Here is a 13,555-nt window from a genome sequence, read left to right as displayed (position 1 = left end):
GCAAGGGGTTACGTAAGGGGCGCAAAGACTAAAGTGACTTATTTTTAAACATATAAGCCATAGAAGTTTTGGTTAAAATTGTGGGTGTCTTTTTGAACCATATAAGGAATTGAAGGGCATAAAAGATAAGATTTAGTAAAAATCCGTTCAATCTGTTTAATCCGTGGCTAAACTTAACCGCAAGCGATGCAAAGACTAAAGTAACTTATTTTTAAACATTGAAGCCATAGAAGTTTTGGAACAAAATTGCGGGTGTTTTTTAAACCATATAAGGAATTGAAGGGCATATAAGATTTTACTTAACCGAAAAGGACGCAAGGGGTTACGTAAGGGAACGCAAAGACTAAAGTAATATTTACATCAATTAAACTTTTAAACTTTTAAACGATTAAACTTTTAAACGAATCAATTATTTTAAAAGTCGTACTTTTGCCCACTGAAAATTTAGCTGCTATGATTATTGTAAAATCAAGAGAAGAAATTGAATTGATGCGCGAAAGTGCTTTGATTGTTTCCAAAACTTTAGGAATGATTGCCTCCGAAATTAAAGAAGGAGTGACTACTTTATATTTAGACAAATTGGCCGAAGCATTTATTCGCGACCACGGTGCAGTACCGAGTTTCTTGGGATTGTACGGTTTTCCGAATTCGTTGTGTATGAGCCCAAACTCTCAGGTCGTACACGGTATCCCGAACAACAAACCGCTAGAAAGTGGGGATGTGATTTCGGTAGATTGTGGGGCTTTCAAAAATGGATTTCATGGGGATCACGCCTACTCGTTTGAGATTGGCGAAGTGGCACCTGAAACGAAAAAATTATTACAAGTTACTAAGGAATCTTTGTATGTTGGAATTCGCGAGTTCAAATTAGGAAATCGCGTGGAAGACGTAGGAAATGCGATTCAGAAATATACTGAAGCCCACGGTTATGGCGTGGTTCGTGAATTGGTAGGCCATGGTGTAGGACAGAAAATGCACGAAGACCCCGAAATGCCAAACTACGGCAAAAGAGGTCGCGGTAAACTTTTTGTTGAAGGTATGGTGGTAGCCATCGAACCGATGATCAATATGGGTACCAAAAACATCAAACAACACAAAGACGGCTGGACCATCACTACTGCCGATGGAAAACCAAGTGCTCACTTTGAACACGATGTGGCCATCATTGACGGAAAACCGGAAATTTTATCGACTTTCAAATACATTTACAAAGCACTTGGCATTGAAAGCGACGAAGAAGAGGAATTTAGAAAGGTGCCTTTGGTGGTATAGATAGAAATTTCACGAAGATCCACAAAGAAATCGCAGAGATACACAAAATTTCTATCCAAATCTGGTAATAAAATGCAAGAAGAGCCATCTAAAATTTCACCTGATTTAGAATCACTTTCTTATAAAATAATAGGGCTTGCTATTGAAGTTCATAGACAATTAGGCCCCGGCCTTTTAGAGTCTGCTTACCAACAATGTTTATTTTATGAAATAAAAAAAGCAGGTTTTAAAGTTGAAAAAGAGGTAATGTTACCAATTATCTATAAAGAAATAAAAATTGATCATGGATATAGAATTGATTTATTAATCGAAGACAAATTAGTCGTGGAATTAAAAACTGTAGAAAGTTTTACATCAGTTCATTTTGCTCAGATTCTAACCTACTTAAAATTAGGACAATATCCACTGGGATTGCTAATCAATTATAATTCAAAGATTTTAAAAAATAATATAAAACGATTCATAAATACCGCTAGAGATTTTTAAAATTTTGCGAATCTCTGCGGTTTCTTTGTGAATCTCCGTGTAACAACTATGAAAAGACTTTTCAAAACCGTACTCAATACCATTCCGCGTCCGCTATTAATTCGTTTGAGTTATGTGGCGCGACCAATCATTGCTTTTACCTTAAAAGGGGACAAATTTACGGACCCAATTGATGGCAAAAGCTTTAAATCGATGTTGCCTTACGGATACGAAACGCAGCGCAACAACGTGCTTTCACCAAGTACACTTTCGCTAGAAAGACACCGCTTATTGTGGTTGTACCTCAACGAGCAAACGGATTTTTTTCAATCTGAACTTGATTCAGATTCTTTAGTTACAAACACCAAAAGAATTAAATTGAGAGATGCTGAAACAAATTCAGCATTAAAGGTCTTGCATTTTGCTCCTGAACAAGCTTTTTACAAATTGTTTCGCAAACAAAAAAACTTGGACTACACCACTACCGATTTGTTTTCGCCTTTGGCAGATGTAAAAGCAGACATTTGCAATTTGCCTTTTGAAGACAATCAATACGATGTGATTTTGTGCAACCACGTTTTGGAACATATACCAGACGACACCAAAGCGATGCAGGAATTGTATCGTGTTCTAAAACCTGGCGGAATGGCCATTTTACAGATTCCGCAGGACTTAAATCGTGAGGTGACGTTTGCCGATGACTCAATTACCGACCAAAAAGAACGCGCGAAAATATTTGGACAATACGACCACGTACGCATTTACGGCCGTGATTATTTTGACAAATTAAGAAGCATTGGTTTTACGGTAATCGAAGAAGATTATACCCGAAAAATTGCACCTGAATTGGTAGAAAAATATTGTTTGGCCAAAGGTGAAATTATCCCAGTTTGTTTTAAATAAAAAATTTGACACAGATTACACAGATTACACAGATTTAAAAAAGTTTTGACAGCATTAAAAAAACCTTTGAGTGCTTGCGTAAAACTTTGCGCCATTTGCGGTTAAATTTTTAGACACAGATTCAACAAATATTTTCTAGCTATTTAGTTGTTAATTTGTATTTACAACAAACCAAAATCAAAAACAATCTTATAAATAATTGTATTTGGAACCCGAAAAAAATTTCCAGTTTTGCTTTGATATCAGTTTCGAAGCGAGACTCAATTACTATATCCCTACTTCGTATGTAGTTGGGCATACGGATACCATTACCTATTTAGAAAAAAAAGCCAGTCCTGAAGTCCTTCAAAGTATGGGGATAACGCTTGAGAACTTAAATACTGCTACACAAAAAATTGTGTCGCTTTGTGAAGTACTCCAACCTGAAGCGCTGTTTAAGAAATACCGAACCAAAAGCAAATCGGCCAAAAATATTGAAGATTTACTTAAAGACGAGAAACTAAAATTCGGCATTGAACAGTTTATAAAAATAAGCTTAGCGCAATTTTATACTTTAGTAAACGAGAATGATTTCCCGCTCTCATTAAACTTGGGAAAGGAAAAAGATTTTCGCATCAGCCGTATCGCTACTCAAAATCCAGCCTTAGCAACCGAACTGCATTTTGACAAACACGACAACGGGATTTCGTATACCCTTTTACTAAAAGACGAGACTACCTCATTTTACCCCTCCAACACCAAGGTCACCTTGCTTTTGGATGAACCGGGATGGTTGGTTGCGTATCATAAACTGTATCAACTACAAGACATCAATTCGAAAAAAATCACCCCTTTTTTGACCAAAAAAGTAGTGAAAATTCCCTCGAAATTAGTGCCTGATTATTTTGAAAAATTCATCAAAGACATTGCTAAAAAAGTAGACATTACGGCTACAGGATTTGAAGTCATTACTCGCGAAACCATACACCAATGTACGTTACAGCTAGTGCATGATTTTTTCAAAAACAGCTATTTTATTGGGCTTTTATTTGAGTACGATGGCTTTGTATTTGATGCTACTAAACCCAAAAACACCCATTCAGAAATTGACTTAAAGGATTTGAACAACATCCAATTGATGCAATTCAAACGAACGGATGCGGAACTTACCTATAACGAGGCGTTATTGGATTTGGGATTAAGTAAAAACGAGAATAATTTGTTTTGGTTGAATCAAAATACAGCCAATCAAGACGCTTTCGGAACCATTCAATGGGCAATCGAAAATAAAGAAAAACTGGAATCCTTAGGTTTTTCATTAGAAAATTTAAAAATAGACGGAAAGAAAATCGACAGTAATACCGTAACGATTGCATTCTCCAACACCATTCAAAACGACTGGTTTGACATCAAAATGACGGTGGTTTGTGATGATTTTGAATTTAACTTCAGCGAGTTGATTCCGAATATAAAAAACAAAAATCATCTGTTTGCCTTACCCAACGGAAATTACTTTTTGATTCCATCAGAATGGATGACGCGCTACAGTGCAATGGCAAAATTGGCAAAAATCAAAAATGGAAGTATCGCTGTTCTCAAAAGCAATTTTGCGGTTTTTGAAGACATCCCACAACTGAAACAATCCTTACACGTGAAGGAATCTGTTCAATACCAACCTTCGCCTTTGGTTAAAGCCACCTTGCGACCGTATCAAATAGAGGGTGTACAATGGCTTTTGGAACATTACAACAACGGTTTAGGCGCTTGCTTGGCCGATGATATGGGATTGGGAAAAACATTGCAAACCTTATCCACGCTGGTTGCCGTACAAGAAAAACTAGAATTTGAAAAAGCCGAAAATACCCAACTCGATTTGTTCGGCAACGAAATTCCTGTAGCCAAAGAATACCTAAAAGCCTTGATTGTGCTTCCCTCCTCTTTGGTGTTCAACTGGTATAACGAAGCTAGAAAATTTACGCCTCATTTTCGAAGAATTCAGTATGTAGGACAAGACCGAAAACTATTGTCTAAAAAATTAGCAAAGTACGACTTGATTTTCACCAGTTATGCGGTGGTAGCGAGAGACCTTTCGATTTTAGAAAAATACGAATTTCGCTATTTGATTTTGGATGAAAGCCAATACATCAAAAACAAAAATTCGAAAATATTCAAAGCCATTAATCAACTGCAAACTACTCATAAAATCTCGTTGAGCGGAACGCCTATTGAAAATTCATTAGACGATTTGTGGTCGCAAATGCAATTTATCAATCCGAATATTTTGGGAAGTTATGCTTTTTTTGCCGAGCATTACAAATTTCCGATTGAGAAAAAACAAGACGAAAACAGTCTCGCCGAACTCAAAACCTTAGTCAGTCCATTTATTTTAAGACGTACCAAAGAACAAGTTTTAAAAGACTTACCCGAACTCTCTGAACAAATTTTCTATTGCGAAATGGAACCCGAACAAGAGAAATTATACGAAGAAGAAAAGTCGAAAGCGAGAAATGCACTTTTAAAAACCGATGGTTCAGGCATTGACAAAATCAATATTATCAACACATTGATGTGTTTGAGACAATTGAGCAATCACCCAAAAATGGTCGATGCCAACTCTGAAATGGATTCTGGAAAATATATAGCAGTGACGCGTTATTTGGAAACCTTGGTACAGTCCAATCAAAAAACGATAGTATTCAGTTCGTTTGTATCGAATCTGGAATTTTATAAAAAATGGAGCATCGAAAACAAGATTGATTTTTGTGAACTCACAGGTGCTACGCCTCAAAAAGAGCGCGCCTATCAAGTTCAGAAATTCCAAGAGCAAGAGCGCTCAAAATTGTTTTTCATTTCCTTAAAAGCAGGTGGCGTGGGACTCAATATTACCAAAGCGTCTTATGTTTTGTTTTTGGACCCTTGGTGGAATCCTTTTGCCGAGAAGCAAGGTATTGGTCGTGCCCATCGTATTGGGCAATTGAACAAAGTGAATGTAATTCGATTCATTACTAAAAATACGGTGGAGGAAAAAATCATTCGTTTGCAGGAAAACAAAAAACTGCTTTCGGATGCGTTGCTTGATGAACAGCACATCAACCCAGAACTTGAAGAAAATTTAGATTTTATTTTAACCTAAAAAAACCTGCTACTTCAATGAAATAGCAGGTTTTGGTTTTATGTTCTTTTTGTAATTTATGACTTACTTTCAGGCATCAACATCCCAATTACTTTGTCTTTGGTTAAATATTTTTTGGCCACTTCTTGAATATCTTTTGCAGTTATAGCATTCACTTCTGCTTCGTATTTCAAGGCATTTTCAGGATTGCTTCCGTTCAAGAAAGATCTAGTAAAATTAGTCAACCAAAAACGGTTTTCTTTACTGTCTTTTCTATAATCAGCTAATTCCCCTTCTTTGTATTTGGCTACATCTTTTTCCTCTGGACCGTTGGTAATAATCTTTTGTAACTCGTTCAATGCCGATGCTGTAAGCTTCTCTGCATTATCAGGACCACAAGGGAAATTAATAGTAAAATTATAAGATCCGTAAGGCACTTTGTTCATACTACCACGAGCTGAAACCCCATATACCCCACTTTCAGATTCACGCAATTGTTCAATCAATTTGATAGTCAACACTTCACCTAAAGCTTCCATTACTAAAGCCTCTTTTGGAGAATATTTAGCCTCACCATAAAACATAATATTCACATTACTTTTAGGATCGGTTCCTTTGTTTACCACTTTCTTCAAATCACCTTTTAGCATTCGGTAACCTAAGTCTACTGTTTTCTCTTTAGTTGCTGTTGCAGGTAAAGACGCCAAGTATTTAGTAGCAAAAGCTTCAATGGTTTTATCATCTACATTTCCAACGAAGAAAAATTCAAAATCGGCTGCATTAGCAAAACGCTCTTTGTATTTGTCGTACGCTAATTTATAATCTGTATCTGCCCATGATTTATCTGTTGGCATGATTCCGTTAAATCTTGGGTTTTCTTTATTCAAAAAGGCATAAAACTCTTGTTGGAAATAATATTGTGGTTGTGAAGCCATGTTTTTGAAAAAACTAGCTTGTTTTTGTTTAAAGCCTTCAAATGCTTCTTGATCAAAATTCAAATCCGTGAAATAAGCATGCACCATTTGGAACAAATATTCTAAATCTTTTGGGGTGGTATTCCCTCTAAGTCCTTCTGTTGTTTGACCAATGTATGGATTAACACGTGCAATTTTTCCAGTCATGAATTTGTTGATATCATTCAATTTCAATCCAGAGAATCCCGCTTCAGCAAGAGCACCGTTTGCAAATTGTACTTTTTTCATCTCTTCATTAGAATACAAATTACTTCCACCTAAACTTACTGCTTCAAAAAGCACTTCGTCGTTTTTGAAATCGGTCGTTTTGTATACTACTTTTATGCCATTAGACAAGATTAACGTTTTGGTGCCTAAAATAGCATTGGTTTCTCTTTTTACTACAGTTCCTTCTTTTACCTCTTTTCTAAGTAAACTCGTCGCCACCGCCTTATCTTCGTAAGGTTTCAAATCCGCTTCATTTACTTTTAGCGTTTCTAACACTTCTTGTTCCGTAACTTTTTTCAAGTTATCTTTTTGTGGTCCAGTAAAAACAACCACACGGTTATCTTCTTTGATATAATTTTTGATAAACCCATTTACATCTGCCAAAGCAATCGTTGGCAATATTTTTTTCATGGTTTCAAAAGTCCATTCTATTCCAGGTACTGGTTCTTTTTCAAGGAAATTCAATTGTATTTCTTCTACAAAATTCTCGGAATCTGTTTTAGTTCTGTCATTATAGCTTTTTTCAATTTGGGCTAAGAAATCCGCTTTAGCTCTATCCAATTCACCAGCAGTAAATCCAAATTTCCTGGCTCTTTCATTTTCAGTCACCAACACTTTCAAAGCGCTTAATTGCTTGTCTTCAGCCATCATGGCAACAGACTGATAGGCCTTTTTAGTTCTAGCATACGTCCCTCCATAATAGGAATATCCAAAAGTAAAGGGCGGTGTAGCAGAATTAGTCAATTCCTCAAGACGATTGTTCAATAAAGTGGTAAACAAGCCTTCTACAAGGTAACTTCTAAAATCTCCAATTGTTGTAATTTTCTTTGGTGCATCATAATCTTTGTAGACCAACTGCACCTGAGTATTCGAAGCTTCTTTATCACTTTCTACCGCAACAAAAGTTTCCTTGTGATTGGGTACTTCAAAAACGTTTCTCACTTTTTCGTTGGCTGGGTTTTTATAAGCTGAGAAATGTTCTTTAATTTTCTTTTCCATTTCGGCCACATCAATATCTCCAACCACAATAACGCTCATCAAATTTGGACGGTACCAATCTTTATAGAAACGAGTTAAGGTTTCGTATTTGAATTTTTCTAAAATCTCTTTTTGACCAATAGGCAAACGATTGGCATATTTAGAATTGTGCATCATTTTAGGAAGATAACGACTCATCATTCTTTTTTGAGCACCTAATCCTAAACGATATTCTTCTAGAACTACTCCGCGTTCTTTATCAATTTCCTCAGGTGTCAGTACGGTATTAAATGCCCAGTCCTCTAAAATTTGAAATCCTTTTTCTAATTTTTCTGGATTATCGGATGGAATTGGAAGAAAATAAACGGTTTCGTCAAAGCTAGTGTAAGCGTTAAGATGTTGACCAAATTTAACTCCAATACTTTGCAAATAATCTACTAATTGATTTTTCGGAAAACGTTTGGTTCCGTTAAAACACATGTGCTCCATAAAGTGAGCCAATCCTTGTTGGTCATCGTCTTCCAAAATAGAACCTGCGTTTACGACCAATCTAAGGTCTACCTTTTTTTCTGGTTTGGCATTCTTTTTAATGTAGTAGGTTAACCCATTATCGAGTTTACCGGTTTTGACATTCGGATCAAATGGAATAGCCTGTCCATAATCCATAGTTTGGGCTATCATTGTTACTGGAAACAATAATATCCCCAATGCGAATTGGTTGATTTTTTTCATAAATAATTTTTTGTTGATCATGTAAAACTATTGATTTAACGTCAAATCAAAATCTACATTATAAAAAAATTAACAGAAATTACTTCCAAAAAAATCATGTCGACGATTTAACTACAAAAAAACACGTTAAATAAAGCGGTTTAGTATATTTACATTACAAAACAATCAAAATGAGGAACCCCTTTTTTAAAATCATCTTTGGATTACTTGGCTTATTATTCATAGACACACTTGAAGCTCAAGCTATTAAAGAAATACTTCCACCATACAACATTAAGACCGTTTCCTTTATGGACAATGGCCAAAATGTAATTCCGGTCTTTAAATTAGGAGAATCTTTTGAGCTCAACTTTGATGATTTATTTGGGAATGAAGCTGATTATTATTACGAAATTATGCATTGCGATTATAATTGGGTACCCTCAGACATACCCAAACAAGAATACCTCAAAGGGCTTGATAATCAAAGAATCATCAACTATTCCAATTCCTTCAACTGCCTTCAACTCTATTCACATTACCAACTCAGTATACCCAATCAGTTTACCCAATTAACCTTAAGCGGGAATTATATTATTAAAATATTAAACGACGATAGAGAAGTTGTTTTTTCTAGAAAATTTATTATCTACGAAGATCTCGCCAGTGTAAGATTACAAATCAAAAGAGGCCGAAATCTAAATACCATTGAAAGCAAACAAAATCTAGATTTCACCATAACGTCCAAGAGCCTTACCTTTCAAAATCCGTTGCAAAATGTCAAAGTTTTGTTGCTACAAAACCGTCAATTCAACACGGGCATCAAAAACATTGTCCCACAATACACCATTGGCAATGAATTGATTTACAAGTACGATACCGAAACTCAGTTTTGGGCAGGCAATGAATTCCGTTTTTTTGATAATAAAGAAATTAGAAATGCAGCCAATAATGTAGCTAAAATTAGTTCTAATGGTGGGATTTACAACAGTTTCTTATTTACAGACGATGCCCGAGCCAATTTTCCTTATAGTTTTACGCAAGATGTAAACGGAAATTTTGTAGTACGCAACCTTAATGCCACCAATCCAAAAATTGAAGCCGATTATGCTTGGGTTTATTTTAGTTTATCGGCTCCAGCTTTTCAAATTGACAAAGGCATTTACATCAATGGCATGTTTAATAATTACGCTATTGCTCCCGAAAATAAAATGGAATACAATGAAAAGAAAAAAGTATTTGAAAAAGCATTATTAATCAAACAAGGCTTTACTAATTATCAATATGTGGTGGCCGATGCCAAAGGAAAAATAGATTTAGAAAACAGCATCGACGGCAACTTTTTTCAAACCGAAAATGAATACGAAGTGATCGTTTATTATAGAGAAAACACGCAGCGATATGATCGCGTCATAGGATTTGTCGCACTAACATCTGTAGGCGCAACCAATTAAGTTAAAAAAAAGAATTCCAATACATTTTTTTGTAATTTTGTACCACTAGTAACTATTCACACCCTATGGTTTCACAAATAACACGAGGCATAAAAATTTCGGTTTTGACTAGTTTTGAAGGGACATACTTCAAAAACTATAAAATTCACTTTGCCTTTAGTTATCAGATAACTATTGAAAATCATAGTAAAGATTCCGTTCAACTGACCTCGCGTCATTGGGAAATCTATGACTCACTCAATGACAACGAAATGGTAGACGGAGAAGGTGTAATCGGGAAAAAACCCGTCTTGAAACCTGGAGAGCAACACACGTATAGTTCTGGTTGTTTACTTTCCTCTCCTTATGGCGCCATGAAAGGGTATTTCAACATGATAAATTTTACTACCACTAAAAATTTCAAAGTATTTGTGCCTAATTTTAGATTGTGCGCTCCTTTTGCCTTGAATTAATTTGACTTTTATTCTATATTCTAGAATGAAAATTTCATTTTTACTTTGTACTTTTACCTCAAATTTTGGAAAAACCCAATAATATTAATTAGTATTTACAATCATCTAAAATAAAAACCATGCTAAAAGGATTTTTTAACGTACCAAAAGCAGTTAACGAACCTGTAAAAGGTTACGCCCCAAACTCACCTGAAAAAGCAGCAGTACTTGCGGCCTACAAAGAAATGTGGAATTCAAAAATTGACGTTCCTTTATATATTGGTAGTGAAGAAATAAAAACGGGTAACACCAGAACTATGACCGCTCCACACGATCACCAACACGTAGTAGGAACGTATCATTTAGCCGAAAAAGTACATGTTGAAAAAGCCATTGCTAGTGCTCTTGAAGCCAGAACAGCATGGGCAAATATGGCATGGGAACAACGTGCTGCTATTTTCTTAAAAGCTGCCGAGTTGATTGCTGGACCATACAGAGCTAGAATTAATGCTGCAACGATGATTGCGCAATCTAAAAATATTCACCAAGCTGAAATTGATGCATCTTGTGAGTTAATTGACTTTTTACGTTTTAACGTAGAGTTTATGACTCAAATCTATGCTGATCAACCAGCCTCCACTTCTGACATGTGGAACCGATTGGAATACCGTCCGTTAGAAGGATTCGTATACGCGATCACTCCATTCAATTTTACTGCTATCGCTGCCAATCTTCCAGCAAGTGCTGCAATGATGGGTAACGTAGTGATCTGGAAACCAAGCGACAGCCAAGTATTCTCTGCAAAAATCATCATCGATGTGTTCAAAGAAGCAGGAGTTCCTGATGGTGTAATCAATGTGGTTTTTGGAGATGCTTTAATGATTACCGACACGGTTTTGGCTAGTCGTGATTTCGCTGGAATCCACTTTACAGGTTCAACACATGTATTTAAAGATATCTGGTCTAAAATCGGAACGAACATTCACCATTACAAAACCTACCCAAGAATTGTAGGAGAAACTGGTGGTAAAGATTTCGTGGTAGCGCATCCAAGTGCTAACGTAAAACAAGTAGCGACAGGAATTGTTCGTGGCGCTTTCGAATTTCAAGGACAAAAATGTTCTGCTGCATCAAGAGCTTATGTACCTCAAAGTATGTGGCCAGCCTTGAAAGAGCAATTGATTACAGATACCAAATCAATGAAAATGGGTTCTCCAGAAGATTTTGGAAACTTCATTACTGCTGTAATTCACGAAGGATCATTTGACAAATTAGCTAGCTATATTGATCAAGCGAAAAAAGATGCTGATGCAGAAATTATTGTTGGTGGAAATTATGACAAATCGGTTGGGTATTTTATCGAACCTACCATTATCGTAACCAGCAATCCAAAGTACACGACAATGGAAACCGAATTATTCGGTCCTGTAATCACAATCTATGTTTACGAAGATGCGAATTGGGCAGAAACCTTAAAATTAGTAGATACCACTTCTGAGTACGCTTTAACAGGAGCCATCTTCAGCCAAGACCGTTACGCCATCGAAGAAGCAACTGTAGCTTTACAAAATGCAGCAGGTAATTTCTATATCAATGATAAACCAACAGGTGCTGTAGTAGGCATGCAACCGTTTGGTGGCGCAAGAGCTTCAGGAACCAACGACAAAGCTGGTTCTGCCTTGAACTTATTGCGTTGGGTTTCTCCAAGAACTATCAAAGAAACGTTTGTTACTCCAACAGATTACAGATATCCATTTTTAGGAGAATAAAGATGTAAAAGATTGCAGATTTTGGATTAACGATTTGTGATTTAAGATTTAAAACCCCACAAGAATTCAAATTATTTTGAGGTCTTGTGGGGTTTGTTTTTGTCATGCTCTCCAATTTTGTAAATTGCGATAAAGGAGAAATCGTAGCGTGCGAGTTTGCCATTTTATTTTTCCAACTTAAAACTAGAAATTGTATGAAAATTATCTATTTCTGTGTTTTTTGGACCTTTAAATGTATCATAGTTTACCACCAATAATTTTCCTTTATAAATAATCGTCTCACAAGGATTATCCAATTGTCCGTCGGCACCATCATTGTTACCGTTTTCCCAAATTGTAGTGATTGTGTTAGTATTTAAATCCAGTTGATGCACACTGTTGTTATCATAATTGGCGATGAAAATAGCATTCCTTTCCTTGTCATAAAAAAAACCGTCACAGCATTTTAATTTATCTGAATCAAAAACAACTTTCTTCGATTTTACTTTTCCATTTTTAAAAAAATCAATTTTAGTAATTACACCATCTCCGAAACTTCCTGCATATAAATTGCCTTTTTTATCAAATGCGATTCCGTCAATTCCAAGTGAATGTTTCTCGGTTTCAGGCTTCAATCTAAAAGTGCTAATTAGATTTTTTTGTTTATTTGAAACATCTAAAACAATCTTATTTTTATTTAATTCTTCTAATGAAAAACTATAAATACCACTTTCCGTACTATTTTTAAAGGATGCATCTGTAATATAAATTCGGTTTTTAAACCAACGAAGTCCATCAGAAAAATTAAATCCTTCGACTAAAACTTCTGACTCAATTGGCTTTCCATCTTTCACAATAACCCTAATTAATCTTGAAATATCCGATTTCCTTGCAAAACACTGATTGTCTATCACATATAAATTTCCATCAGGACCAAACTCCATTCCCATTGGATGTACTCTTTTGGTTTCTGGATGCAACGGCAATTTATCGAACCAAGTGATCGGTTTATCGTTTTTATCGAAAGTTAGAATTTTACTTCCAAACTTTTCAAAAGTTGTTGGATTGGTAACCGACAGATATAAATTTCCTTTTTTGTCCAACGCCATTCCGTCTGGCGTTTGGCACGTTTCGTCTAAATCAGCAAATAATGTTGGCTTTATCGATTTTGAAGAAGGATTGTATTTAATTTCTTGCGAAAATGAATTTGAATAATTTAGTAAAATTAGAATTCCAAATACAGTTTTAATTAGTAATTTCATGAAGTTTTAGTTTAGTATTCATTTTTAAAATAAATTTCTTTTCAGCTCAGTTATTACAA

The 13,555-nt window shown here is 35.6% G+C and carries 9 protein-coding genes; 7 read left to right on the top strand and 2 right to left on the bottom strand.

The window, feature by feature from the left end; genetic code table 11:
• Positions 1-453 precede the first annotated feature (453 nt).
• From map to AO58_RS0109095, 4 genes are all read left to right on the top strand, one after another.
• Positions 454-1,272 (top strand): type I methionyl aminopeptidase, encoded by an 819-nt coding sequence (gene map / locus AO58_RS0109110; RefSeq protein WP_024981419.1) that lies wholly within the window; start codon positions 454-456, stop codon positions 1,270-1,272.
• A gap of 72 nt (positions 1,273-1,344) precedes the next feature.
• Positions 1,345-1,758 carry a GxxExxY protein gene (locus AO58_RS0109105; RefSeq protein WP_051536657.1) on the top strand — a complete coding sequence of 138 codons (414 nt, stop codon included), beginning with the start codon at positions 1,345-1,347 and terminating at the stop codon, positions 1,756-1,758.
• Positions 1,759-1,806: 48 nt separating this feature from the next.
• Positions 1,807-2,640, top strand: a complete 834-nt coding sequence (locus AO58_RS0109100; RefSeq protein WP_024981417.1) for a class I SAM-dependent methyltransferase — start codon at positions 1,807-1,809, stop codon at positions 2,638-2,640.
• Positions 2,641-2,845: 205 nt separating this feature from the next.
• A complete protein-coding gene (locus tag AO58_RS0109095; RefSeq protein WP_024981416.1) occupies positions 2,846-5,752 on the top strand; it encodes a DEAD/DEAH box helicase in 2,907 nt (968 codons plus the stop codon).
• 56 nt (positions 5,753-5,808) lie between these two features.
• Here the strand turns inward: AO58_RS0109095 and AO58_RS0109090 are convergent, their stop codons facing one another.
• A complete protein-coding gene (locus AO58_RS0109090) occupies positions 5,809-8,622 on the bottom strand; it encodes a M16 family metallopeptidase (RefSeq protein WP_024981415.1) in 2,814 nt (937 codons plus the stop codon).
• 170 nt (positions 8,623-8,792) lie between these two features.
• On the opposite strand from AO58_RS0109090, the gene AO58_RS0109085 reads away from it, so the two are divergent.
• The 3 genes from AO58_RS0109085 (at position 8,793) to pruA (ending at position 12,255) form a co-directional block, all read left to right on the top strand.
• Complete coding sequence (locus AO58_RS0109085) at positions 8,793-10,055, top strand: type IX secretion system plug protein (RefSeq protein ID WP_024981414.1); 1,263 nt, start codon at positions 8,793-8,795, stop codon at positions 10,053-10,055.
• 65 nt (positions 10,056-10,120) lie between these two features.
• Positions 10,121-10,507: a Co2+/Mg2+ efflux facilitator ApaG/CorD gene (gene apaG, locus AO58_RS0109080; protein ID WP_024981413.1), complete on the top strand. Its 387-nt coding sequence runs from the start codon at positions 10,121-10,123 to the stop codon at positions 10,505-10,507.
• Between the two features lie 119 nt (positions 10,508-10,626).
• The gene (gene pruA / locus AO58_RS0109075) at positions 10,627-12,255 is read left to right on the top strand and encodes an L-glutamate gamma-semialdehyde dehydrogenase (RefSeq protein ID WP_024981412.1); all 1,629 of its coding nucleotides are present in this window, start codon (positions 10,627-10,629) and stop codon (positions 12,253-12,255) included.
• Positions 12,256-12,419: 164 nt separating this feature from the next.
• On the opposite strand, the gene AO58_RS0109070 is transcribed toward pruA, so the two are convergent.
• Entirely contained in the window at positions 12,420-13,496 is a 1,077-nt protein-coding gene (locus AO58_RS0109070; protein WP_024981411.1) for an NHL repeat-containing protein, read from the bottom strand.
• Between the last annotated feature and the right edge of the window lie 59 nt (positions 13,497-13,555).

It is taken from the genome of Flavobacterium succinicans LMG 10402, from assembly GCF_000611675.1.
Classification (GTDB): Bacteria; Bacteroidota; Bacteroidia; order Flavobacteriales; family Flavobacteriaceae; genus Flavobacterium; species Flavobacterium succinicans.
Note: the sequence above shows the minus strand (reverse complement) of the source record. Positions and strands in the feature narration are given on the sequence as shown.